The organism is Pirellulales bacterium (assembly GCA_033762255.1).
Lineage (GTDB): Bacteria > Planctomycetota > Planctomycetia > Pirellulales > JALHPA01 > JANRLT01.
On sequence record JANRLT010000059.1, the window covers coordinates 24,134 to 49,206 of the forward strand.

General features: G+C 56.5%; 18 protein-coding genes. 12 read left to right on the plus strand and 6 right to left on the minus strand.

Annotation, left to right across the window (positions count from 1 at the left end; genetic code table 11):
* The 9 genes from SFX18_16015 (at window position 1) to SFX18_16055 (ending at window position 11,998) form a co-directional block, all read left to right on the plus strand.
* A complete protein-coding gene (locus SFX18_16015; GenBank protein MDX1964656.1) occupies window positions 1–1,536 on the plus strand; it encodes a DUF362 domain-containing protein in 1,536 nt (511 codons plus the stop codon).
* 59 nt (window positions 1,537–1,595) lie between these two features.
* Complete coding sequence (locus tag SFX18_16020) at window positions 1,596–2,768, plus strand: glycosyltransferase (GenBank protein ID MDX1964657.1); 1,173 nt, start codon at window positions 1,596–1,598, stop codon at window positions 2,766–2,768.
* A gap of 228 nt (window positions 2,769–2,996) precedes the next feature.
* The gene (locus SFX18_16025) at window positions 2,997–4,823 is read left to right on the plus strand and encodes a carbamoyltransferase (GenBank protein MDX1964658.1); all 1,827 of its coding nucleotides are present in this window, start codon (window positions 2,997–2,999) and stop codon (window positions 4,821–4,823) included.
* A 68-nt stretch (window positions 4,824–4,891) separates the two neighbouring features.
* Entirely contained in the window at window positions 4,892–5,050 is a 159-nt protein-coding gene (locus SFX18_16030) for a DUF5989 family protein (protein ID MDX1964659.1), read from the plus strand.
* Window positions 5,051–5,143: 93 nt separating this feature from the next.
* Window positions 5,144–5,554, plus strand: coding sequence for a hypothetical protein (locus SFX18_16035; GenBank protein MDX1964660.1), 411 nt, complete (start codon window positions 5,144–5,146; stop codon window positions 5,552–5,554).
* 58 nt (window positions 5,555–5,612) lie between these two features.
* Window positions 5,613–6,914 carry an SGNH/GDSL hydrolase family protein gene (locus SFX18_16040; GenBank protein MDX1964661.1) on the plus strand — a complete coding sequence of 434 codons (1,302 nt, stop codon included), beginning with the start codon at window positions 5,613–5,615 and terminating at the stop codon, window positions 6,912–6,914.
* Window positions 6,915–7,113: 199 nt separating this feature from the next.
* Window positions 7,114–9,048 (plus strand): asparagine synthase (glutamine-hydrolyzing), encoded by a 1,935-nt coding sequence (gene asnB / locus SFX18_16045; GenBank protein ID MDX1964662.1) that lies wholly within the window; start codon window positions 7,114–7,116, stop codon window positions 9,046–9,048.
* 31 nt (window positions 9,049–9,079) lie between these two features.
* Complete coding sequence (locus SFX18_16050) at window positions 9,080–10,249, plus strand: hypothetical protein (protein ID MDX1964663.1); 1,170 nt, start codon at window positions 9,080–9,082, stop codon at window positions 10,247–10,249.
* Between the two features lie 6 nt (window positions 10,250–10,255).
* On the plus strand, window positions 10,256–11,998 hold the full coding sequence (locus tag SFX18_16055) for an MBOAT family O-acyltransferase (protein ID MDX1964664.1): 1,743 nt from the start codon (window positions 10,256–10,258) through the stop codon (window positions 11,996–11,998).
* A gap of 150 nt (window positions 11,999–12,148) precedes the next feature.
* On the opposite strand, the gene SFX18_16060 is transcribed toward SFX18_16055, so the two are convergent.
* Window positions 12,149–13,741, minus strand: a complete 1,593-nt coding sequence (locus SFX18_16060) for an alginate lyase family protein (protein MDX1964665.1) — start codon at window positions 13,739–13,741, stop codon at window positions 12,149–12,151.
* 1,367 nt (window positions 13,742–15,108) lie between these two features.
* On the opposite strand from SFX18_16060, the gene SFX18_16065 reads away from it, so the two are divergent.
* Together SFX18_16065 and SFX18_16070 are read left to right on the plus strand one after the other, a co-directional pair.
* The gene (locus SFX18_16065) at window positions 15,109–16,710 is read left to right on the plus strand and encodes an MraY family glycosyltransferase (GenBank protein ID MDX1964666.1); all 1,602 of its coding nucleotides are present in this window, start codon (window positions 15,109–15,111) and stop codon (window positions 16,708–16,710) included.
* 192 nt (window positions 16,711–16,902) lie between these two features.
* Window positions 16,903–18,150, plus strand: coding sequence for a glycosyltransferase family 4 protein (locus tag SFX18_16070; GenBank protein MDX1964667.1), 1,248 nt, complete (start codon window positions 16,903–16,905; stop codon window positions 18,148–18,150).
* 7 nt (window positions 18,151–18,157) lie between these two features.
* Here the strand turns inward: SFX18_16070 and SFX18_16075 are convergent, their stop codons facing one another.
* The 5 genes from SFX18_16075 to SFX18_16095 all read right to left on the minus strand — a co-directional run bounded on the left by SFX18_16075 (window position 18,158) and on the right by SFX18_16095 (window position 24,344).
* On the minus strand, window positions 18,158–21,262 hold the full coding sequence (locus SFX18_16075; protein MDX1964668.1) for an anaerobic glycerol-3-phosphate dehydrogenase subunit C: 3,105 nt from the start codon (window positions 21,260–21,262) through the stop codon (window positions 18,158–18,160).
* Window positions 21,263–21,435: 173 nt separating this feature from the next.
* Window positions 21,436–21,990: a hypothetical protein gene (locus tag SFX18_16080; protein ID MDX1964669.1), complete on the minus strand. Its 555-nt coding sequence runs from the start codon at window positions 21,988–21,990 to the stop codon at window positions 21,436–21,438.
* A gap of 69 nt (window positions 21,991–22,059) precedes the next feature.
* Entirely contained in the window at window positions 22,060–22,794 is a 735-nt protein-coding gene (locus SFX18_16085) for a hypothetical protein (GenBank protein MDX1964670.1), read from the minus strand.
* 27 nt (window positions 22,795–22,821) lie between these two features.
* On the minus strand, window positions 22,822–23,427 hold the full coding sequence (gene folE / locus SFX18_16090; GenBank protein ID MDX1964671.1) for a GTP cyclohydrolase I FolE: 606 nt from the start codon (window positions 23,425–23,427) through the stop codon (window positions 22,822–22,824).
* Between the two features lie 176 nt (window positions 23,428–23,603).
* Window positions 23,604–24,344 carry a DUF1080 domain-containing protein gene (locus SFX18_16095; protein MDX1964672.1) on the minus strand — a complete coding sequence of 247 codons (741 nt, stop codon included), beginning with the start codon at window positions 24,342–24,344 and terminating at the stop codon, window positions 23,604–23,606.
* A 193-nt stretch (window positions 24,345–24,537) separates the two neighbouring features.
* Between SFX18_16095 and SFX18_16100 the strand changes: the two genes are divergently transcribed.
* Window positions 24,538–25,073: tRNA-(ms[2]io[6]A)-hydroxylase (locus SFX18_16100; GenBank protein ID MDX1964673.1), on the plus strand; the 536-nt coding region annotated here is incomplete at its 3' end.

Sequence of the window (25,073 nt, forward strand, 5' to 3'; positions counted from 1 at the left end):
ATGCCGGAATTTTTAACTGACGCCCGCGTGGCCGTGGTAAAAGAAGAGCCACACTATGCGCGCACGCCCCCCTTTGACCCCGACCAGGTGTATCCAGAATGGCCAAACGCTAAAATCGGCACGGAGGCCAATCCCGCCTACCGCGCCGTGCGGCAAGTCTTCCGCACCCTGGGTCTGGACCGGGAGCACGACGGCACGGCCGCCTGGAACCCCCTGGCGCAGTTGATCAAACCTGGCAACTCCGTCGTACTCAAACCGAACATGGTGGCTCACCGCAACCAGGGGGCGCGGCTATACGGGATTACCGACACGGACTCGCTGGTTACACATGGATCGGTGATTCGAGCGGTGTTGGACTATGCGGCGCTGGCGCTGCGCGGCGGCGGGCGGATTATTATTGGTGATTGCCCCATCCAGGGGACCAGTTGGGAACAGGTGGTTGCCCTCATTGGCCTGGATGCCATCGCGGACGATTTTCGTCAACGCTTTCCCGGAATCGAGTTGATCGTCCGGGACTATCGCCTGGGAAAGGCGGTTCTGGCGGGGGACACGGTCGTGGCCCGCGTGGTCGATGAATCCACCCGCGGCGAATATATGGAGCTGGATATTGGCCGACACAGCCTGCTCTTGCCGTTGATGCAACAACCGTATCACTTTGGCGTATCCCAATATCCCCGGCAGCGGATGCGTGCGGCGCATACCCCGGAGGTCAATAAATATCTGCTGCACCGGGACATTGTCCAGGCCGATGTCATGATCAACCTGCCCAAAATGAAATCCCACATGAAAGCGGGCGTCACCTGCGCGCTGAAAAACTTTGTGGGGGTGAATGGGCACAAGGATTACTTGCCCCATTTTCGCTTTGGCAGTCCCAAACAAGGAGGGGACGAATATCCCGATGGCAATGTGCTATGGGACGGCATGTGGTATTTTGCCCATCTGGACTGGGAATTGGACAGCGGGTGGCGCAAGCGGTTTTATAACCGCATCTCGCGCGTTTTTTCCAAACTGCTCCAGTTGGGAGGTTCCCCCCGCAATCATGGTTCTTATGCTGGCGGCGGATGGCATGGGAACGACACCCTGTGGCGAACCGTCCTGGATATCAAACGGGCGTATCTTTACCACAACCGGCGATCCGGCCGCGTCGAAAAAACGCCCAGCCCGGACGTCAAGTATTTGGCTATTTTGGACGGCTTGGTCGGGGGCGAAAAAGAAAGTCCCCTGGCCCCCAGCCCCGTCCCGTGTGGGTGGGTCATGGCGGCTCACAATCCCCTGGCGTTGGACCTGGTGGCGACGGCGCTGATGGGCCTGGATTGGCAAAAAATCCCCCAAATTTCCCGGGGATTTGAGCCGATGGACCTACCCTTGGCAAATTTTGGCCCGGCGGACGTTACTATCCTAGGGACCGCGGTCCCCTCCACCGTGGAAGAAATTTACCGTCAGCGGGCATTTATTCCATTTGAACCGTCGCTGGGTTACCGGGGAATGGTGGAATATGAGGCAAAAAATGGGGCAAAGACCTCAGTTTTGACATAAATTTATTAAATGAGAAATCCCTCCTTTCGGCAAGGTCATTGTGGCCGAAAGCCGCCCGCATGACCCTAGCCCCCCCCATCTCCGAAGCGCACATTCCTCCCGCAGCCGCGTCAGCCGCGCCGCGACGAGTGTTGTATTTGATTAACACGCTGGGAACGGGAGGGACAGAGCGAAACGTGCGGATGTTTTGCCAACATATCGATCAAAGCCGCTATCTCCCCGAGGTTTGGGTGCTCAAAGGGGGGGGCGAATTTGAGCACGAAATTCGCGATGCCGGAATCGCCGTTCGCGATCTCAACCGCAATTGGGCCCGTAGCCCCTGGTTCGCGCTCAAAACCGCCTGGCAGATTTCCCGGCAGAATGTGGACTTGGTTCATGCGTTTCTCCCCACGATCGCCACTTATGCAGCCTTGGGGAGGTTGATGTTCGGTTTGCGGGTTCCCTTGATCATGTCCCTGGGGACGACCAAAATGGCCAACAGCAAAGAAGAGGTGATCATTCGGCGTTTTTTTCCCTTGACGATTGATCATATCTTTGCGAATTCCACTTCCGTCGCTGCCTATGCAAAAAACCTAGGCTTTCAAGAATCCCAGACAACAATCATTCCCAACGGGCACAATCCCCATGCGTTCTTACGGCCGATTAACAAGGAGGCCGTCCGCGACGCCCTGGGCATTAGCTCGGATGAATGGATGCTGATCCACGTGGGGCGATTGATTGATACCAAGCGGCTGGAGGATTTAATCGACGCGGTCGCCCTGCTGGAACCGCGTCAGTATAAATTTCGCGTCGTGCTGGCGGGTAGCGGGCCTTTGTTGCAATCGCTGCAGGGACGAATCGCCGAATTGAATTTACAACACCGCTTTATGTTTTTGGGGAATCGCGCGGATGTGCCCGACCTCTTGCGGGCGGCCGACATGTTTGTCTTTCCCTCCGAGGTCGAGGGTTTGCCAAATTCCATCATCGAAGCGGGCATGGCCCGGCTGCCCATCGTCGCCTGCCAAATCATGGGGGTAACGGATGTCCTGCGGGATGGCCAAGAAGGCTTGCTGGTCCCTCCGCGCTCGCCCGCGGCCTTTGCCGGAGCCATACAAAAAATGATCGAAGACCCCGAGCTGGCGGGCAGGTTAGCCGCGGCGGCGCAGCAACATTGCCTGCAAACTTATAGTATTCAAGGGACATTGGATAAACTATATGCCGCGTATGACAAATGCCTGGAAAAGAACGAATAAGTGCTAAAATCCCGGCAAATACGCCCTCTTTCGTTAAGAATGTGCAAGCCAATTGACAAATTCACCCGCGAAATTCAAGATCACTACAGGAGTGGGATGACTGGGAAGATAGAACGGTAATCTATCAGTGACCGTCGGACGTTGACAATTGGGGCAGATTGTCTGTTATTCCCCACGGGTTGAGGGGCCGCGCCAGCGTGGCTGCTAAACCGCCTTGCCAACAGATCCATGACACACATCTTGGGTATTTCCGCGTTTTATCATGATAGCGCCGCCGCGCTGGTGCGGGACGGGCAAATCCTGGCCGCCGCGCAGGAAGAGCGGTTCACGCGGATCAAACATGACCCGGCGTTTCCCAAAAAGGCCGTGGAATTCTGCCTGGAAACCGCTGGCATCACGCCCAGTCAATTGGACGCCGTGGTTTTTTATGAAAAGCCGCTGGTCAAATTTGAGCGGCTGTTGCAATCGTATTTGGCATATGCCCCGCGGGGATTTCGCTCGTTTTTAAACGCCATTCCCGTGTGGCTTAAACAAAAATTATTTCACCCGCGCTTGATTGACGCGGGTTTAGATAATCAATATTCAGGCCCGCTCTACTTTATTACCCACCACGAGGCGCACGCCGCCAGCGCGTTTTTTCCCTCCCCCTTTGAGGAGGCGGCCGTCATCACCCTGGACGGCGTGGGCGAATGGACCACCACCAGTTGGGGCGTCGGACGGGGCAACCGCCTGGAACTGAAACAAGAACTTAAATTTCCCCACTCGCTGGGACTGCTCTACAGCGCGTTCACCTATTACACAGGTTTTAAGGTGAATTCCGGCGAATACAAAGTCATGGGCCTGGCCCCTTATGGCGAGCCAAAGTACGCCCAACTGATTTTTGATCATATTTTGGATTTAAAGGAGGACGGTTCATTCTGGCTGGATCAAAGCTACTTTAATTATTGCGCCGGGTTGACCATGACCGGGCCAAAGTTTCATGATTTGTTTGGCGGGCCGCCGCGAGAATCGGAATCGCGGATCAGCCAGCGCGAGATGGACTTGGCCGCCAGCGTGCAAAAAGTGACCGAAGAGGTGATGCTACGGATTGCCCGGCATGTCCGCAAGGAAACCGGCTTGCCCCGCGCTTGCCTGGCGGGGGGGGTCGCGCTGAACTGCGTGGCCAATGGACTAATCGAACGCGAAAAAATCTTTGACGAATTGTGGATTCAACCCGCGGCGGGGGATGCGGGGGGGGCCCTGGGGGCCGCGCTGTTTGGCTGGTACCAGATCGAAAACCAGCCCCGCGCGCCCGAGCCGCATGATAGCCAGCGGGGATCCTACCTGGGGCCGCATTATCCCAATGCCGCAATCCGCCAATATCTGGATTCCATCTCCGCCCCGTACGAATTTCACGCCGACGAGGACGCCATTTGCCGGCGCATCGCCGAATTGCTGGACCAGGGAAAAATCGTGGGGCATGTCTGGGGACGAATGGAATTTGGCCCCCGCGCCCTGGGGCATCGCAGCATCCTGGGGGACGCGCGCAATACCGCTATGCAAGCGCAGATGAATTTAAAGATCAAGTTTCGCGAATCCTTCCGGCCATTTGCCCCCAGTTGCCTGCGCGAACGCTGCGGCGAATACTTTGAACTGGACGCCGAAAGCCCCTACATGCTGCTGGTGGCTCCCGTCAAGGCCGAACGCCGCAAGCCCATGACCCCCGCGCAGGAGAAACTATTCGGCATCGAAAAGCTCAACATCCAGCGCAGCGACCTGCCGGCCATCACGCATGTTGATTATTCGGCGCGGGTGCAGACGGTCCGGCCCGAGGCTTCTCCCCGTTATCACAAATTGCTTTCGGCCTTTGCCGAACGTACCGGCTATGGCGTGTTGGTCAATACCTCGTTTAACATTCGCGGCGAACCAATCGTTTGCCATCCCGAGGAAGCCTACCGCTGCTTTATGTTCACCGATATGGATGTGCTGGTCCTCGAAAATTGCATCTGCCTAAAGGAAAACCAACCAGCCATGAGCGGCGCCGAGGAATACAAAGCGGCGTTTAAGCTGGATTAAAGCCACTGATTGTCTGCCCCACACTATCACTCCCCACACCCTTTTTGATTTTAGTTGGAATTACGCCCATGTCCCGCCGCACCAATATCGTGCACGAATTTTGGCTTTTTTTGCAGGCTAATAAACTGTACTGGATGACCCCCATTCTGGTGGTCTTTTTGCTATTGGGGGGCTTGCTGATCCTCGGCGGGACGTCCCTGGCGCCATTTATCTACACCCTGTTCTAATGCCGGCCCGCGCTGCGGCGGATTCGCTCGCGGCTGTTTAACCGGATGCTTCCAGATCGACGCCAGACAGCCCAACTGTCTGGCGGATTGCCCATGTCCATGATCGAAATAGACTGGTCCCCCTCCCCTCGCGAGCTGCGCAAGTTTGGCGTCACCACGCTGATCGGCTTTTTGCTGATTGGCGCTGTCGCCTATTACTTTGACAAAACCACGGTTGCTTATGTCTGCTGGGGGTTGGGCGCTGTCCTGGGGGGGGCCGCCCTGACCGGGACCGTCGCCGGACTCTGGGCATATCGTGCGTGGATGGGTGTGGCCTTTGTCATGGGAAATATCATCAGCCGATTTTTAATGGCACTGATATTTTATGGCCTCTTTTGGCCGATGGGGGCGATTCGCCGCGCGCTCGGGGCTGATCCCCTTCAACTCAATAAACGGGCCACATCCAGCTACTGGACCCCGGTGGGACCACCCACGGATAAGCAGCGCGCGGAACGGCAGTTTTAAGTTGGTGCATTTTTTGGCTTGTGCAATGTGATTCATGATGGACAGCCGCATTCTTTCCATGACCGATCCTTCCCGGACAACCACCGGCGCGCCACCGCAAATGACCCGGCCGGCCCCCCATGCTTGGTGGCGGCGGGCCTGTCAAAAATTATTGCTGATGGGGGCAAGCTGCCTGGTGGCGGTGCTACTGGCCGAAATCATGCTCCGGCTGGTCGGGTACTCCTCGCCGGTATTTTTGCAGCCGCATGAAATCTACGGGACTTCGCTGCGGCCAAATCTGCAAGGGTGGTTTCGACTTGAAGGGAAAGCCTGGAATGAATTTAACAGCCAGGGCTATCACGATGTGGAACGGATACGCGAAAAACCTCCGGGCACCATCCGGATTGCCGTGTTGGGGGATTCTTACACCGCCGCCCAACAAGTCACGCGGGATAAATCGTTTGTCTCCTTGCTCGAGAAGCACTTAAACGCCGCGGGGGCGTTGGCCGGTAAAAAAGTCGAAGTGCTTAATTTTGGCTGCAATGGCTACGGCACCGCCCAGGAACTGTTGGTATTTCGCCATGAAGCGCGGCATTACTCCCCCGATTATGTGATTTTGGCTTTTTTAACTGGCAATGACATCTCGGACAATTCCCGGGCGTTGTATGATATTCCCCGTCCTTTTTTTATCCTTAACCCCGACCAATCGTTGCGGTTGGACAACAGCTTTTTGCAGTCCGCCGACTATCAGGCCCGCACCAGCGTCAAGGGGAGATGGAAATACTGGTTAATTGATCATTCGCGATTAGCGCAACTGCTCAATACGTTTCGCCTGGTTTACGAGGCCGCGCAACAGGCGACCGCCCTCTCCGCGACCAACGGCCAAGCGGGCGAAATCGCGCCCGGCATGCTTGATGATGTCTATCTGGATACTCCCCCCAACGATACCTGGCGGAACGCGTGGGACGTGACGGCCGCGCTCATTCGGCAACTGCATCAAGAGGTTCGAGAAGCCAACGCCCAACTGCTGGTCGTCAGCCTGAGCAATCCCATTCAAGTCAGCCCCGAGCTGACCAAGGACCCCCATGAATTATCCCGCAGCGAACTTATCGCCAAGCTAGGCGTGGCGGATTTGTTCGCGCCGGACCGCAAACTACAGCAGATTTGCCAGCAAGATCAAATTCCCTGCTTGCTCTTGGCCCCTTCACTTTGGGAAATTGCCAAAGCGGAAAAGACTCCGCTGCACGGCTTTGCGCCCCGTTTAGATAATGGGCACTGGAACGAACGCGGACACTCCGCGGCGGCCGACTTGATCGCCAAGTGGCTGGTTGAATTACCCACGGACGCGGATCAGGGGGCCTCGCCACCCGCCACGCCCTAGCAGGCTTTTTTGTATAGCGGTAAATTCATATTCACTCCGTGCGTATACAATATAGCCAAAGACGTACTTAAAAAATGAATGTTATCTGATAACTTGTGTGGCGGCGGATTATCCCCTTGGCTGGTATTAGCCCGATCGGCTGTCTGCTCATTATCTTTTTCACACCCACGGATTGATCACTTTTAACGGATAAACTAGCGTGTGCGGGATTTTTGGGGCTTGGAATTTTGACGGAACGCCGCTGGACACCGAGGTTGTCTTGCGGGCCAGGGATCAACTGCGCCGGCGGGGCCCGGACGACGCGGGCGTGATGCTTAACGGCCCCGTAGCCCTGGCCCATCGCCGCTTGTCAATTATTGACCTGTCACCCCTGGGCCGGCAGCCCATGTCCAACGAGGACGGGACAATTTGGGTGGTATTTAATGGGGAGATATATAATTTCCCGCAGTTGCGGGAGGAATTATTAAAACGGGGACATCGGTTTGCCAGCCAAACCGACACGGAAGTGATTGTGCACGGGTATGAGGAATGGGGGAGCGAGGTCTTTGGCAAGCTGGATGGGATGCTGGCGATTGGCCTGTGGGATGAGCGGCGGCGCAAAATGTTTTTATCCCGGGGTCCGCACGGCAAAAAGCCGTTGTTTTATCATTATGCGGCGGGACGACGGCTGGTGTTTGGTTCCACGCTGGCCTGCCTGATGCATTGGCCAGGGCTGCCGCGGGAGTTGAATATTCCCGCCATTCATGATTACATCCGCTATGGTTATTTTTATGCTCCGCAGTCGATCTTGCGGAATGTCCAAAAAGTCCGTCCCGGCCATTATGTCGAGATCGACCAAGAGCGCGGGCTGTCCGAGCATCGGCATTGGGACATGGTGGCCATTACCCACCGGCCACGGTTAAATTTTAACTCCGAAGGGGAGCTGCTGGATCAACTGGACCAGCGCATCCGCGCCGCGGTGCGCAAGCGACTCATTGCGGATGTTCCCATCGGCACGTTTTTATCCGGAGGGATCGATTCCAGCTTGATCGTGGCGATCACCAAGGAGGTTTCCAGCCAGCCGATCAAGACTTTTTCCATCGGTTTTACCAGCGCCGAATTTGACGAAAGCAGCCATGGCGCGGCGGTCGCGGCGCAACTAGGCGTGCCGAATACGGTGTTTCGCATGTCCGGTCAGACCTTGCTGGAATTTATCCCCAAGCTGACACAAGTGTATGACGAGCCAAACCTGGATTATTCAATCCTACCGACAATGGCGGTTGCCCGGCTGGCCCGTAGCGAAGTGACCGTGGTCCTGACCGGCGACGGCGGGGATGAGTATTTTGGCGGTTATGACCGCTATTTGGCGATGCGGTATTTTTCGCGTTATATGCGATTTCTTCCCCGCGCGCTCCGGGAAGTTCTCGCGGAACGGGTCGCCCCCTATATCCCCATGCAGCGGTTGCAGCGATTGATGCAACTTATCGGCGCGCCCGATAACGCTAGCTTTAGCGCTTCCTACGCCAATGTCTCCCGTTACTTTGACCTGGAACAATTACTCCCTCCCGGCGCGGCCGCGCTGCGACAAGGGGACTTTGTGGCGGACTTTATCCGTGCGCAATCCCATTTATCCCCCGCCGAAGCGGCCATGCTATTTGACCTGACCCATCCCATGATCGAAGGCATCCTGGTCAAAGTCGACCGCGCCACCATGAATTATGGCGTCGAGGCGCGCAGCCCGCTCTTGGACCGGGATGTGGCCGAGTTTGCCTTGCAACTGCCCCTGCACTGGAAAATTCGCGGTTCCGAGCTAAAGTACATCCTCAAAAAACTCCTCTGCCGCTACCTTCCCCCGGCGCTCGTTTATCGCAAAAAACAGGGCTTTTCGCCGCCGCTGCGCGATTGGCTCCGCAAGGAACTACGCGACTTTCTCGAGGATCACCTAGGCGAGGATGCCGTCCGCCGCCGCGGTTTATTTCAACCGGCGGGAGTGCGCAAACTGATCAATCAACACCAAAGCGGCGAATTTGACCATAGTTACCTGCTCTGGGCGATCCTGTTTTTAGAAATGTGGTGCCGCGAGTACCTGGATACCAGTGCCCCCGCGCCCATGGCTGAAAGCGACGGCCTCATCCTCAGCGGGATGGCCAACTAGCGCGTCAACTGGCTATTTTTGATGACGGACCATGCTCCCTGATACTTCATCCACAAATCATCTTGCGGATTCACAACCACCAGAATCTCCCTGGCGGGTCTGGCGAACGCTGTTGGGTTTGGTCTTGCCGGTGACCGTGGGGACGGGGTTGGCCATGTGGCTGCATGCCGCTTATTTATTGCCCCGGCTTGGTGTCGGCAACGTCCAGCGGATCGTGGATTTAGGCCGCTTGACCGGCACTCCCTTTTCCCAAAATAGCGTCGTGATCCTGGGCAACTCGATCATGATGGAGGGAATTTCCGCGCCTGTCATTGAACGCCAGTTGTCGCGGGCCAAATCTGAAAGCGCCACAGCAAGCTCCGTCATTCAACATTTACCGGCGGTAAATGTATATAACTGCTCGATTGGCGGTTGCGGCATTAACGAGCAGCGAATCCTGTTGCCACGGTTATTGAAGGCGGGACCTCGGACAATTGTGATTGCCCTGCAACCCGATCAAATGGGGTACGTGTCGGATTTAAACATTGATAAAGCGTTTGCCTATGGCCTGGGAGACTTTGCCACTCAATGGCCGAAAAGCTGGAATCGCGACACATTTAGCGATCTGGCAAATGACCAGTACGACGCGTTAGTTGCGGACAAGGTTCGTCAACTTGCGCATTTTCGCAACGCGCCGCTCAATCAGCTTAATGAGACCGTTCGCCGCCGGACGCAATCGATCCTGCGGACGCGCCCGGATGATGACTGGCGGGATCCCCATGAAATGGTTGGCTCATTACCCGCAAAAGATCCGCGACTGGCGCAGCATTTGGATACCGTGCGCAAGGTTAAAAAGATTCAATTGGATAGTCCGCGCGGCCAGTCCCGCGAGGGAAAAAAACTCGTGGAGCAGGTCTTGCGATTGGTGGCGGATTCCCCGACCCAATTGGTGTTATTGCGGCTACCCATTCATCCGGATTTACGGGACGACTATGCCCGTGAATGGCCCGAGTATCTGGCCTGGACCGAGGAATTGTCCCGGAAATTCCAGGCGCCCCTGTTAGACGCCAGCGATCTGCTGGACGCAACGGACTTTGCCGACGCCGTTCACCCCAATGCGGCCGGCCGCGAGCGGCTCAGCGCGGCCCTGGGGGATTTTTTAGCCGCGCATCCTCCCGCTACCACGACAGCCCCGCCCGTTCCCGCTGGGGAACACCCTTAAAGCCCGATGCTGTTTCAGACTCCGGAATTTTTGGTGTTGATGGTAGTGGTGCTGGCCGGGTTGACCCTGCTGCGCACCACCACCACCCAACAGGTGCTATTGGTGATTGCCAGTTATGTGTTCTATGCTTGGCTGGATGTGCGATTTTTGATTTTGCTGTTGATTAGCTCCAGCATTGATTATTCGGGGGCGCTGGGAATCTACGGGACGAAGCTTTCCTGGCGCGAGCGTTGGGGCCTGGCGGCGTTTACGATCGCCAGCGCCTGGTTTTGCCTGGGACTCAATTGGCCGCTGCTGCAATCCGGAGGGCATGCGGGAGCCGAGTCAGCCGTCAACTTATCCGGCGGTTCTTGGACGTGGACAGCTTTTTTACGCCCCGGCATCGAGCAATTTCCCCTGGCCTTTGGTCTCTGCGCGGCCTTTGCCCTGATTTGGCCGCTCCTCTATGAGTGGTTCTTTTCATTTCCCGAACAACGCCGCCGCAACGCCTTTCTCATTACCAGCATGTCCGCCAACCTGGGCATGCTGGCCATCTTTAAGTACGGCAACTTTGCCCTGGACAATTGGGTCGCCCTGGGCCAGTGGCTAGGCTACGAATGGAACCGTCCCGCATTGGATGTCGCGCTTCCGCCGGGAATCAGCTTTTATACGTTTGTCACCATGAGTTACGGCATCGACGCCTATCGCCGCGAAATTATCCCCGAACGGTCTTTTCTGCGCATGGCGCTGTTTGTCTCTTATTTTCCGCATTTGGTCGCGGGGCCGGTGATTCGCCCCGATCAATTGCTCCCCACGCTCAAGCGACCCTGGGAACTCCGCAGCGAACGCATCGTCAGCGGATTTCACCTATGTCTGGTCGGTCTGTTCAAAAAAATCATGATCGCCGACTGGCTGGCCAAGCTGGTCCAGGTGATCCTCAACCAACCCGAGGAACTGGCGCAGCGGCCTACCCTGGCCTTGTGGATCGGCGCGGCGTGCTTTGCCGTGCAAATCTATTGCGACTTTTCCGGGTACACCGATATCGCCCGCGGCGTCAGCCGGATCATGGGCGTGGAACTGCCGCTGAATTTTGACTTTCCTTATTTTAGCCGCAATATTAGCGAGTTTTGGCGGCGATGGCATATCAGCCTGAGCACTTGGCTGCGCGATTACCTGTATATCCCTTTGGGTGGAGGGCGGGTTTCGCCGCCGCGAATCTACTTTAATCTGATGACGACCATGGTCCTGGGGGGACTTTGGCACGGAGCAAGCTGGAACTTTGTGCTGTGGGGAGCCTACCACGGATTGCTCTTGTGCCTGCACCGATTGTGGACCGGTTGGACCAAGGGGACCGCGGTGGCCGCCGCCTTGGCCACCAGACCCGGCCAAATTCTGTGTTGGGCCCTGACCATGTATGTCACCCTTTTGGGTTGGTTGATCTTTTTCTTTAGTAATCCAGCTGTTCCGTTTTATAATAGCAGCGGCGACCAGGCGGGAACGCTGTTGGGTGTGATTGCTCGGTTTGTGATTTGGGACGGGCAGTGGAATCTGGCCAGCACCGGCCTAGGGAGGGGGGCCCCCATCACCGCCGCCCTGGCAATGCTGTTGTTTATCGTATTTCACGCCAGTTCGTATTTTTATGGCCGGTGGGCCGAACTGTTTGACCGTTGGCCCCGGGGCTGGCGAATGGTTCTGTATGTCGGGTTGGGATTTTTAGGATACTACTTTTGGCCGACGGAAAACACCGCATTTATTTATTTTCAGTTTTAACGGGTGAATCAGACGGTATCATCCAAATGGGATGAAAATATTTTACACTTCTCAAAACTTATTCGACTACTTGGATAAATTTCGCTGAAGCGCTTTTGCCACTGCCGAGCAGCTAGAGCATATTGCAAATCCTCTTGGCGATAATTTTTTTCACTTTAATTCCCGCCAGGTAAACACTTGTGTGATCTCGTGGGTGGCTGAACCCAGAGTGATGCTAAATGGGATCTCCAAGCGCAGATTGGGCACGGAGAGACCAAATTCGGGATGCCAGGTGCAGTTTTGCACGCGGGGCTGTTCGGCGGTTCCATGTATTGCTAATGTCACCCGCACCCGGTCAGAGGCAAACTGTAACAACTGCCCTGTGTCTACGGCCTCGGTCGTTGTATCCCCGGCCACCAGCCGAAACGCGGGATGTAAATGCCATATAATTACTGCGGATTCCCAGTTCCCGGTTAGCTCATCGGTCACGCACAGCTTCTCCGGGGTGCAATCCCACCTTCGCGTATGTGTGACCCTACCCGACAGCCGCTGGTAACCATCATGGGCGGCCTTACAGTAAAATTCACTTATCGTGGGGCATTTCCATTCCGATTGAGTCACCCGTGCCCGCCGCGCCACACGAAACCCGCCCCAGACCTCGCTTGAGTCTTGACTATCCACCATGACCGTGTTGTGCGACGCGGTGCCCCGTTGACGCAAACGTTCCGCGCTGGTGCCATACACGGAAATCCCCGAATTCACCAGACAACGCTGCCCATATAGGGACAACTCGCAACTGAGCGTATCCGCGTGGGCGTGTCCGGGAAGATAATCCGGGCCAATAGCCGCCACATCCATGAGCATCACCAAGGGACCTGTTTGCCAGCGCAGATAACCACTAGCGGGAAGGGGGGTACACCCTTCTGGCAAGTCAGGCACGGCGGGTAATTTCAGCCGCAGGGCATATTCTGAAAGCCGCCCGGGCCGCGTGGCTTGACCGCCGGTGGCATCGTTAAAGAAAGCAATCTCTCCGTCTGGGTGGGTCATCATCGCCAGCCAGAGTTGCATCCGATTAATGGACACGGGTAATTTCCAGTCATTAACCGCTGCCCAGAGATTCGGACATGTCGCCTGATAGGTGTGTGCCAGATTCCAGATATCCAGCAAATCTTCTAGGATAATCGCTTGGTACATGGGGCTGAGTTCAAAGTGCCCACCGTCCGGCAGAATTTGTTCGGGCAATTGTTGGGCATAGATTTGCATGCCGGTTAATAGCCATTGGTCAGCCTCAGGCCCACTAAAGTAAGCCCCCGCAAAGACCAGAGCCTTGGCATTGGCTAGCAAGTGATTACCTAACAAGTGGTATTCCAGCGATTGCGCCAGCCAGCGCGCCTGGGCGGCCAAACTGTCAGTAAGTGCGGGTGATAAACTGCCGCCCCCGTACGCCCACTTGATCCAATTGACAATCCGCAGCGACGTTGGATAAGGGTCCCAAGCGTCGGGTGTGCCGGGGGGGCAGGCGGATATCCAATCCGCCAGCCATTGCAGATGCCAGTCATTTCGGTCCGCCCCCCCCACGGCGTTCAGGTCATCAAAATAATGCAGGTGGTACCGCCACAGATGGTCGGGGGTGGCGGGCTGAACAAAAAGGTTAGTGGATGGGAGGGCTCTTTCGGCGGGGCTGACTGGACTAGCCCGCAAGGGGTGAAAATGATGGACTTGAAAGGTCTGGTTTTGAAACCGAAACAGGCCCGGGGCCAGCAAGGTTGGGCAAGGGGGAGATGGTAAAGTCCAATTTTTTGGGAAAAATTCCCGGAGGGGGGGAGCGGGCCGAGCGACATGTCGGGGAGAAAAACATTTTCTCCACAGCCGATTTGTAATTTGGCCGGTCTTGAGATATTTCAGCGTGTGCCACCAGCGTCGGATCGAAGTTAACATTTTTGCATTTTTTCTTAAATTTAACGATCCTCCTGGCTGGCGGATACGTACAAAACGTGCAGATTCTAGGAATGAACGGCAATATGGGACCAACCCGTTCGGTTACCGTCAGTTTAAGAAACGCTACTGCGGTGATCGCACGATTGGCTGGACGGCAATCCATAGGTTGACCTCGAACTAGGTCTGTGTCAAAACCAAAGATTCGAGCCGGTTCAATCCTAGGGAGCTAGCCCACGATTGGAGCTGGAAAAACCCTGGGCTTGTGCCTTACGGCTCATTGAATACTAAAATGTTGACACAACACTAGTTATATCGGCAAAATAGGGGATTTAGTAGGGAGTCGCGCTGCTAGCGAATATCAATTTGCTAGAGGCTCGATTTACAGGGGAGTTGGAGGGACCGCTTGGTGCGGAGGGATCAACCTGCGGTTGATAGCACGTGTGGCGATCATGCCGAAAGTCCTGTCAAGCGGATTTCCCAGGTAAAACCTGCGGATTCGTTATGACAACTACCGCTAATCGTCATCGGCATAACTTATCGCAATCGGCACAGCTTATCATTACCGGCTTTATAAGAACGCCAATAATCGGTTTGTGGGACAGTGCCTCTCCCATTCGTTGACTTGGCCGGAGCCGCTTGTTTTAATAAAGGACAGAGGGAAAACGCGAGTAAAACTCATCACACAAAACTCGCGCACAGTAAAAGGAATTCTCACATTCACTTGCTACAATCAAAGTCGAATCGCAGAAAGGTTACACCTGATCCCAATTCCAGTCTTTACATGACGGGTTGGATTAGCTGATTGGGCTGGGCATAGTGGGTACTGATGCTTAGGGGAATGTGGGGCTTATGGGAATGAGGGAGGATTGGAGCGTTGGGGACAACCTAGCTTGACTGAACAGCAAGCTTTATTGACCAGAGTCAAGATTATTGTTGGCTCGTCAGTATCATGTCCAGGAAGTTGAGAGGAGCGGGAACGTAGGAATCCGGGGCGCTCGACAATTGCAACGTGGTCGTGGCAATTTGCGGGGTTTGGAAAAGATGGAACGACTTGTGATGACACCATATGAGGATGACGTTGGTGGCGAAATGAATTGGCTTGGTCAAGTGGGAATGAGAACGAACCAGATTGCCTGACCAATCCGCAGTACTAACCGCCAACATATTCCAAGCCACTCATTGATCTGCTTGTTATGCCCGCTCTGATAATCACCACGTTGTTTGCTTTTTGTGTCTCGTTGGGCTGCACTTTTTTGGTGCGTTACTGTGCCCGCCAATGGAACTTTGTCGACAAGCCCGATGGCCGTCGCAAAATCCAAAAAGCGCCGGTCGCCCTGGGTGGCGGTGTGGCGATTTACACGGCCTTTGTGGCGACTCTCTGCATTTTTTGGTTGACCTGGGATATTTGGAATTTACCCCATTACCAGGAATTTTTTCGGCTGGAACGTTTCACGCCCAAGGATATCAACCGCTATCAAATCGCGCTGGTGATCTTGGCCAGCGGCATTCTTTGCCTGGTCGGATTATACGACGACAAGTTTCAGATGCGGGGGCGTAATAAGCTGCTATTTCAAATTTTGGCCTGCGGGATCATCGTCTTTGCCAACGATGGCATCCTGGTGCGCGACCTGAATTTGCTGGGGACGGTCAAGCTGGGGATGTTGGGGCCGGTCTTGACGATGGGTTGGTTGTTATTATCGATCAATTCGTTCAACTTGATCGACGGCGTGGATGGGCTGGCGGGCACGGTGGGGATGTTATTTAGCGTCACCGTGGGATTGATGTCGCTATTAATGGGCAATATTTTTGACGGGGTGGTGGCGTTTACGCTGGCCGGGGCGATTTTTGGCTTTTTGCAGTTTAATCGCAGTCCCGCCACCATTTATATGGGGGACGCGGGGAGCATGGTGATTGGGCTGATCCTGGGGGCCTTGGCCCTGCGGTGTTCGCTTAAGGGTGCCGCCGTCACCGCGTTTGCCGCTCCGTTGGCCATGTGGACGATCCCTTTCCTAGATTCGGGGATGGCCATCCTTCGCCGCAAACTGACCGGCCGCAGTATTTACGCTACCGACCGGGGCCATATTCACCACCGGTTATTAACCCGCGGCATGACGGCCAATCAAGCGGTTTTGCTCATAGGCGGATTGTGTCTGATTACCTCCGTCGGGGCTGTCGCTAGCATTTATTTTCAAGCGGAATGGATCGGATTTTTGTCGGTGGCGATTGTCTTTGGCCTGCTCGTCACCACCCGCATCTTTGGACATGTGGAATTGATGCTGCTCAATACCAAACTGGTGGGGTTGGGCCGTTCGATTGTCAACTGGGACGGTGACAGCGGGACCCGGCATTACAGCCACCAACTGCAGGGGAAACTACAATGGGAAGAAAAAATTTGGACCGCTCTTGTGGAATCGGCCGAACGTTTTAACCTGACCCGGTTGCGTTTAAACCTGTATTTGCCCCATTTGCATGAGGATTTTCACGCGACCTGGAAACGTCGCCAAAATACGCTAGAGGGGAACACCTGGCGGCTGGATATTCCGTTATCGGCTGATAACATGTGCATTGGCACGCTGCATGTCGTCGGCGTGCAGGACCCCCGCGCCGCCAGCGTCCAACTCGCCCAGTTTCTCGACTTTCTGGAGCCACTGGAATCCCAGATCCACTTGCTGCTGCAACTGCCGGGGGCAAAAAAACCGCTACCCAACCTCCTTCCTTCCCTTGAAGAAGCCGCCACCCTGCTCCCCGCCGGCAGTTCCGGGGCGATGAACCTGTCCGCGGTAAATAAGGCCTAGGGCATTGTTAACGCGTCGTTTTCGGATGAGCCGTAGGGTGATATTTTCGCGGCAACTTGTCTCAAGCTGATCCCAGGCCCCTTGTTTTCCGCCTCCCTGGCCCCTCCCTTGCGCTGCCGGTGTTTCCGGTTACAATAGGCGGTTTGCCGGCTATGACCAGCCTCCGCCCCGCTTGCCACGCCGTATCCCTCCATGCGTATCTTGTTTTTTGCCGACAATTTCAAGCCCGAGACCAACGCTCCCGCCACGCACATTTATGAACGTTGCCGCTATTGGGCCAGTTGGGGGCACGATGTCACCGTCATTACTTGCCAGCCAAATTTTCCCGAAGGCAAAGTCTTTCCCGGTTATAAAAACCGTTGGCGCAGCGTGGAAATGATCGACGGCATCCGCGTGGTGCGGGTTTGGAGCTATATCACGGCCAATGAAGGCTTCTTAAGGCGCACCCTGGACTATCTGTCCTATGGGCCTCCAGCCCTATGGCAAAGCTGGTTTGAGGAGCGTCCGGATGTCATTATTTCCAGCTCTCCCCAGTTATTCACGGTCCTGCCCGCGGTGGCTAGCGGCTGGCTGCGCGGCGTGCCGCATGTCTTTGAGGTACGGGATTTATGGCCCGCATCCATCTTGGCGACCTCGGCCATGAAACCGGGCCGGCTGTACAACCTCTTGGAGCAACTAGAGCTTTTTTTATACGCCCAAAGCCGGAGAATCATTTCCTTTACGCACTCCTTTGTGCCGGAACTAACCCGGCGTGGCGTCCCTCCGGAAAAAATTGATGTGGTCATTAACGGCGCCAGCTTGGATTTATTTCATCCCCAACCCAGCCGCGATACCGAACTGGAGGCCCGACATCGGTTGGCGGGTCGGTTTGTCGTGGGCTACCTGGGAACTTGGGGGCTGGCCCATGATTTGGAAAACGTGGTCGCGGCGGCGGAACAACTGCGCGACCAGCCTGTCACGTTTTTATTGGTGGGCGGGGGCGCCGCACGGGAAAAGCTGGAACAGTTGGTTGCGGATAAGGGGCTGACCAACGTGCTGTTGATTCCGCGTGTCAGCAAGGCCGAACTGACCCGTTACTGGAGTCTATGCGACGCCTCCTTGGTTCATTTAAAGGACGATCCGGTCTTTTCCACGGTGATTCCCTCTAAGATTTTTGAATCGATGGCCGTGGGCCTGCCGATCCTGTATGTCGGTCCTCCGGGGGAAGGGGATAAAATCGTCCTGGAGCACCAGGCGGGCCTGGCTCTACCCCCCGCGCGGCCGGCGGAGTTGGCCGCGGCGGTCCAACGGCTAAAAAACGCCCCGGAGTGGCGGCGGGAATTAGCCAAAAATAGCGAGCGCGCCGCGCCGAATTTTTCCCGCGAGCGGCAAGCCCGTAAAACGCTGAATGTTTTACGGCGGGCATTGGGGGAACGGATTTCCCTGGAAGAAAACTGCTAAGCCGGGTTTATTCCGTCCGGCGCTGCCACTGGTCGTGCAATTCGGGCAAAAGATTATAAGAAAGCGCGAGCCATTTAAGCGGATGCCAGGTCGCCTTGTCGGCGCCTTGTTCCATTTGCAGTTTGCAGGCGCTGCACTCGGTCGCTCCCGCCTGAATGGTCCGCTCGCGCAGGGCCGAGATCAGCCCCCATCCCGCGCGCAAGCTGGTGCGAAAGTTTTGCTTGCCCATGCCGTACATCCCCGCCATGCCGGAGCAGCCCTTGTCCGCGGCCTGGACCTGCAATCCAGCGATTAACCGGAGCAAGTTTTCCGCGGCGGCCCCCCCCTGCAACGCCCGCGCGTGGCAAGGATGATGATACGCCACGGTGGCGTGGATGGGGTTAAGATCCAACAATAATTCCCCTTGCTGATGCAGCCCCCATAGATAGGAGCAGGCCTCTTGTGTCTGCCGCGCGACCAGGCGGGCGTCATCATCATCCACCAGCACCGGATAATCGCGCGTCAGACAAAGCGCCGCCGCCGGTTCGGTCGTTACGACGCTATACCCCTGGCGTATCGCCTCCGCCAGGACGCGAATGTTCTTGCGCACCAGCTTGCGTGCGGCGTCCAGCGCTCCCACCGTCACCAGCGGCATCCCGGAGTGTAGCGGATCCGGGGGGACATAGACGGTGATTCCATGATGTTCCAGTATGGCCACCAGGGCCTGGCCCAACTGGGTGTCATAGTAATTTACAAAAGTGTCGGCAAAGTACAGGACTTTGCGTTTGCCCCGCCGTTGCAGGCGTGTCAGCTTGCGCCGCGCTGCCCAGCGCTGAAACGTCTGTCGCCCCAACCGGGGCAACTTGCGATTGTGCGCCACCCCCCAGATACGCTCCAGTAGCCAGCGGGCTTGGCGATTTTCCAGGATCCAATTCGCCAGACCCGGCCACAAGCTGGCCCACGCGCTCACGCGGTCAATATGGGCCAAGAACCAATCCCCCAGATCCAGTCCGTTGGTGGCGACATAGGCGGCTTTGGCCTCGATCATCAGTCGCGGAATATCGACATTGGTCGGACATTCCAGGCGGCATTGGTGGCAATTGACGCATAGGTCGGCCACTTGTTTGTATTCATCGGTTTTGAGGTTTTGCCAGGGTAATTGACCGGTCAACACGCCGCGCAGGAGGTTTGCCTTGGCCCGGGGGCTGGCTTCTTCCCCGGGTCCCACCCGAAAAATCGGGCACATGCGGCTATCGGGCAACTGCGTGCGGCAGACACCGCAACCGTTGCAGCCGCGAACCTCGGCCATGACATCGGCCTGGGTCCAGCGTAATTGCAAATCCAGCACCGGCGGCGTCGCGCGGCTGGCGGATTCGGCCTCGGGAAGGGTCGCCAACGGCGAACCGGACGCACTCGTCGCGCTGGTTAGGTCGCCTCCCGTCAGCGTGGTTGGCGATTCGTGCTCTAACGAGGCAGGAGCGGCGTCGGAGTTTCCCGTGAGGCCGCTTGGGGGCGCGGCTAAAGCGAATGGAGCGGCAAAGCCCGCCCGCAAGCGTTCCGTCAACGCGGCCGCATCCACACTGACAATTTTGCCAGGATTGAGTAGATTCTTGGGGTCAAACAGTTGTTTCACGCGTGAAAATACCGGATACAAATCGCCGTATTGTTGTCGCAAAAACGGCGTGCGGGTTAGCCCGTCGGCGTGTTCGCCGCTGATGGTTCCCCCCACCGCCAGCGTCTCGGTATAAATGTCCGCGGCCAAGGCGTCCAGCTTGCCCAAATCCGACGGTTCCAATAAATCCAAAAATGGCCGTATATGCAATTGGCCATGCCCCACATGCCCATACACGGACGCCGTAACCTGATGCCGTTTGAGGACATTTTGGATCCGGAACAGATAATCCGCCAAGGTGTCGGGGGGGACGGCGACATCCTCCACAAATGGCAGCGGCCGGGCCGACCCCCGCACCCGCTGCAGCGTGGGCGTGACGCGGCGGGCCAACCGCCAATAGTGCCGCAGTTCCTGGTGATCCGCCGCAATCCGCACATCAAACGCCAGATGTTTTTGCTTGCGAACTTTGTCGGTGGCTTGTCGTAACAAATCCTGCTGCGCCTGTAAATCATCCCCCGCAAATTCGATCAGCAACAGCCCTTCGGTCTCGCCGGGAACGATGGGCGTATAGCGGGGATCGGCCTCCCGCGCCAGGCTCAGATGCCGCCGATCCAAAAAATCAAGCGCACAGGGCTGATACGCCAGCAATTCGGGAACAGCCAAAAGCGCTTGTTCAATTGTGGCAAAGCAAACAAGCGCGGCCACTTTATAACGGGGCAGGGCCTGCACATCCAGGGTCGCCGCCGTGATCAAGGCCAAAGTCCCCTCCGATCCGCAGATCAGCTTAGGCAGATCGATATGCCCCTCGCGCAGGATGCCTTCCAAATGATAGCCCGCCCGATTAACCAAGGTGCGCGGCTGATTGGCGGCAATGGTTTGCTCTTCGCGTTCCAGCAACTCCGCCAGTCCCGCCAGCAAGTCGCGCCGCCGCGCGTCGCGGGGTAATGTGTCCCCCGTGGCGGAATCGCTCCAGCCGGGAACTGTTTCGCGGGCAACCTCTAGTACGGTCCCATCCGCCAGGACGATTTCCAGGCTGCGAATATGCCGCCGCGCCGAACCATAGGCCAGCCAGTGGCTGCCGCTGGCGTCGATCGCCAGCACGCTTCCCATGGTGGTGACCTGGCTCAAGGCCGGATCAGGGCCAAAATGCTTGCCCAGCGGTCGCAATTGCTCGTTCAACCGGGCATGCACGACGCCCGGTTGCAGCCGCACCGTTTGGTCATCAATTGAGATCACTCGCCGCATGTAGCGCGAAAAATCCAAAACCAATCCCGATCCCAGCGATTCCCCCGCCAGGCCAGTCCCCGCGCCGCGTGCATGAATGGAAATATTTTTTTCGCTGGCATAATGCAAAGCAATCGCCACATCCTCGGTCGTACGGGGACGAATCACCCCGAGCGGAGTGATTTGGTACAAACTGGCGTCACAGGCGTAGAGTTCGCAAAAGAGGTCATCACAGCGGACGTCGCCGCTGATTAATCCGCGCAGGTCTTCTTGGATGCGTTGCCGTTGCGGATCCATGGATGTTACTTCCGGCCAAACAACTGTAATTAAAACGACCGGTCCTCTCCGCGGGAGAAAAAACCGCCATCTGCCCGTCAGCCTGGTATGATTCTATCTCCATCCCCATCTTCTGTCCGCGCGCCTTCGCGCAAAAATCCGACTTTGCGCGGCGGCGTGCCGGATGGCAGCGATTAGGCTTTTGGCCCTTCGACCAACTGTTCCCCGGACGCGGCCCCGGGGGCTAATGTTCCTTCTGGCGAATGACCCGCGCGGCGGGCTTGATCCGCCCGCGCTTCCGCCAGGCGAATTTTGCTTTGACGGTGCCGCTCGTGCGTGGTCAGGTCAAAGGCTTCGTAAGTTTCCAAATCTGGCACGCTTCGGTACTGCGCGCCGCAACGGTAGCACATCAGGCTATTAGGCATAATCGCATACAACAGCACATCCAAACCCGCCGTGGCAAATAAAATCACATACGTCCAAAACGGGTACCCATACGCCCAGGGTATGGAACTGGCCACAAAGCCCACCACGACAATTCCGACCCCTAGCGCCTGGGGAAAGTCCTTACGCACGAACAAATCGTCGCTGGGACAAATCAGGCAGCGTTGCAATTTGCCATCCTTCCAGGCATTTGCCGGAACCTGAATCGCCTGCTGACAATGAGGGCAGGCATATTCTCCCTGGCCGAGGGCAATCTCTTCCCGGGCCGGCTGTTCACAATTCGGACACAAAAATGTGAGATTCATGGCGCTCAATATCAATGCTAATTCAGTGGCTGGCTAAGGGCGGCTAAGCAGCGCACGTTATGACACACTTTACAATGGTAGTACCGCGGATTTGCAGATTAGCAAACTGGCCACTTCTCCCAAAAATGTCAAAATCACGCCCACATATAAAATACCCGTGGCGCTTTGGGTGTTGGGGATTTTCAGCGTTTCCCAACTCATCCAGAGGACGGGGCCCACGGCCAATAGTCCTGGTCCGGCGTGCAACACCCAAAACTCCCATCCCTCGGGCAGGTTTCCTCCGTTTGCCGATAGCAGCAGGCCAAAACTGACCATCCATTGTAGCAGCCGCGCCGCCAAGCCACCCGCCCCCCACAGGGTCAACCGCTGGAGCGGTGCCAGTGCCATGCCAGGCACGTTCAAATACCAATGCCCCAAAAGCATGGCGGTAAACACCCCGCCCAACAGCCAACTGGAAGTGAGGGGGTCCAGCCACCACAGGACTTTTTCCGCCAGGGATGATGTTGCCGCCGGGGCACGGGCGGTCACTATCGCCCCCCAACCGCATAAAATTGCAATCAGCAGCAAAATCCAGCGCCCCGGGGTTGCGGCCTCGTACAACCAACAAACCGCTCCCGCATAACTCAGGACCGCCGCCACGCCAGCCAGCCAAAACAACCCCGGCAATGCCCCCCCCGCGGCAAGCAGCGTGGAAAACACCGTCAATCCTAATAATACGTACAAATGATTGCGAAAAAAACCGCTCGTCACCGGATGCGGATCGGTGATGGCCATGGCCGCCGCCAGTCCGCAGGACAACCTCATCAAAAACTGGGCAAGAATATCCACCGCTTACCGCCGTCCCCCGTAAATCAGGGTCATTACCTCGGACCGGCTGCTCAGATTATGCCGAAAGATCCCTTTCATGGCCGACGTCACGCACAGACTGCCGGGTTTTTTGACCCCGCGAATCGTCATGCAAGAATGGCTCGCCTCGATCACCACCGCGACCCCCTTAACTTGCAATTCCTCAATCAGCAGGTTCGCGATTGTCTCTGTCATGCGCTCTTGCACCTGCGGCCTTTTAGAGACGACCTCCACCACCCGGGCCAGCTTGCTAAGGCCCACGACCCGCCCATTGGGAACATAGCCGATATGCGCCACGCCATAAAATGGCAGCAAGTGGTGTTCGCACATGCTGTTAAAGCTGATATCCCGCACCAGGACCAGCTCGTCATATTGTTCCGTAAAAAACTTTTGCAAATGCTGCCGGGGGTCATCATGCAAGCCGGAAAAAAGCTCGGCATACATGCGCGCCACGCGCGCGGGGGTCTCCAACAATCCCTCGCGGTCGGGGTCTTCGCCCACGGCTGATAGCAACTCCCGCACCGCCTGTTGCAGTCGCGGCAAATCAACCTGGGGGGGAATGGGGGGATGATGGGGAAGCGGGGCCGGCATTTCGCCAGCGCAACCGGCCGCTTCGCTAGCCGCGTGTGTGGAATTTGCCGAAGTCATTGAGGGGATTCACGTTACAAAAACAAAAGTTCGCTCTCACTCTTTTTAATTGTAAACGGAATCGCCGGAATCACTAGGCGGGGGGAGGGACGAATTTGCCGATTTCCATCCAATTTGCCTTACTTGGACAGTTTTTTTAGCCGCACGTCCTTAAACTCCACCCACATCGGGTCACCGGCATGGATCTGCAGGGCAATGAGTCCCTTGGCGGCGCTCCCTTTGGGGTCGTTGTCCGTGACATCCACGGTCTGCACGCCATTTAAAAAATGCTGAATGTGATTTCCCTTGGCGATGATGACATAGTCGTTCCAGTCGGATTTTTTATAGGTCTCGCCGATCTCTTTTTTGTCACCCAGCTTTCCCACGACCTGGGGTTTGCCCCCCTCGCCAATCTCTACTTTCTCCCCCACATTGGCCAAGTAACCGCGCCCCCGTTCGTGATAGAGAAAGCCAACTTTGCCCGGGGTATTTTCCACTTCCGCCTGATAGCCGCTGACCACCCATTTGTTTTGGGCTCCTTCCTTTGGTGGGAGCAACTGGCAACGATACTGCACGCCGGAGTTGCCATGATCAATCCGAAACGACAGTCGCAGTTCAAAATCCTCCACCTCTCCCCCTTGCCACACCAAAAACGTATTCCCCTGGGCGACGTTTTCCTTGGTGGTTTCGCCCCGGATGACGCCATCGACAAATTTCCACAGACGGGGGTCCCCATCCCAGCCGGTTAGGTCCTGGCCATTGGTTAGGGGCTGCATCCCCTCTGGTTCGGGTGGGACGGTAGGCGAGACCGATTCCGCGGCGGATAAACAAGTAAGGCCAATCGCGGCAAGCAAAAATGTGCAAACGAATGTGCGAAGCATGGGGGTACCTGTGCTAATAAGTGAAGAAGTTGGGCAGATGAAGGTGGGTACTGACATGTCGTTATTCTTATAGTCCCGCGAAGATGTTGCAAGCGCGGGGAGGATGATTTATAGAAAATGGCACACTTGCGGACAAGGTTTTGAGTTTTAGCTAAAATAATTGAAACAGAGTCATTCATTTGGTTAATATCCCATGCTCAATCTGACATCCCCCACCGCGATCCGCTGGTGGGACCAGGTCCGCGGGCACATTCCCACGCTGCTGGTCGATCACGCCCATTGCGAGAAAAAAGCGGCGGGGGTGGCCATGAATCTGCTTTTTGCCTATGTGGACCGGGTGCCGGTCTGCCGGGAGCTGGCCGATATTGTGCGCGAAGAGCTAGAACATTTTGAAATGGTCTTGGAACTGCTGGCCCGGCGGGGGATTCCCTTTCGCAAGCTCCCCCCCAGTGGGTATGGGGCCAAACTGCACACCCTGATCCGCAAAATCGAACCCCACAGAGCGATCGATCGCCTGCTGGTCGCGGGGTTGATCGAAGCGCGGTCTTGCGAACGGTTTGACCTGCTGCGGCACTGGGTGGAGGATGTGGAGCTGGCGACGTTTTATGGCGGGCTCTTTGAAAGCGAAGCCCGTCACCATACAACCTATGTGCGGCTGGCCAAACACTTTGCCCCGGAAGAGACTGTCCAGGCCCGTCTGCGGGAACTTTCCGCCGCAGAGGCTGAAAT

Excerpts from the sequence above, each read along its gene's own strand:
- SFX18_16030 (MDX1964659.1), top strand. The coding sequence starts at position 4,892 with ATGTCCCGCCGCACCAATATCGTGCACGAATTTTGGCTTTTTTTGCAG.
- SFX18_16065 (MDX1964666.1), top strand. The coding sequence starts at position 15,109 with ATGCCCGCTCTGATAATCACCACGTTGTTTGCTTTTTGTGTCTCGTTG.
- SFX18_16095 (MDX1964672.1), bottom strand. The coding sequence starts at position 24,344 with ATGCTTCGCACATTCGTTTGCACATTTTTGCTTGCCGCGATTGGCCTT.
- SFX18_16055 (MDX1964664.1), top strand. The coding sequence starts at position 10,256 with ATGCTGTTTCAGACTCCGGAATTTTTGGTGTTGATGGTAGTGGTGCTG.
- SFX18_16035 (MDX1964660.1), top strand. The coding sequence starts at position 5,144 with ATGTCCATGATCGAAATAGACTGGTCCCCCTCCCCTCGCGAGCTGCGC.
- SFX18_16025 (MDX1964658.1), top strand. The coding sequence starts at position 2,997 with ATGACACACATCTTGGGTATTTCCGCGTTTTATCATGATAGCGCCGCC.
- SFX18_16080 (MDX1964669.1), bottom strand. The coding sequence starts at position 21,990 with ATGAATCTCACATTTTTGTGTCCGAATTGTGAACAGCCGGCCCGGGAA.
- SFX18_16075 (MDX1964668.1), bottom strand. The coding sequence starts at position 21,262 with ATGGATCCGCAACGGCAACGCATCCAAGAAGACCTGCGCGGATTAATC.
- folE (MDX1964671.1), bottom strand. The coding sequence starts at position 23,427 with ATGCCGGCCCCGCTTCCCCATCATCCCCCCATTCCCCCCCAGGTTGAT.
- SFX18_16015 (MDX1964656.1), top strand. The coding sequence starts at position 1 with ATGCCGGAATTTTTAACTGACGCCCGCGTGGCCGTGGTAAAAGAAGAG.
- SFX18_16070 (MDX1964667.1), top strand. The coding sequence starts at position 16,903 with ATGCGTATCTTGTTTTTTGCCGACAATTTCAAGCCCGAGACCAACGCT.
- SFX18_16050 (MDX1964663.1), top strand. The coding sequence starts at position 9,080 with ATGCTCCCTGATACTTCATCCACAAATCATCTTGCGGATTCACAACCA.
- SFX18_16040 (MDX1964661.1), top strand. The coding sequence starts at position 5,613 with ATGACCGATCCTTCCCGGACAACCACCGGCGCGCCACCGCAAATGACC.
- SFX18_16085 (MDX1964670.1), bottom strand. The coding sequence starts at position 22,794 with ATGAGGTTGTCCTGCGGACTGGCGGCGGCCATGGCCATCACCGATCCG.
- SFX18_16020 (MDX1964657.1), top strand. The coding sequence starts at position 1,596 with ATGACCCTAGCCCCCCCCATCTCCGAAGCGCACATTCCTCCCGCAGCC.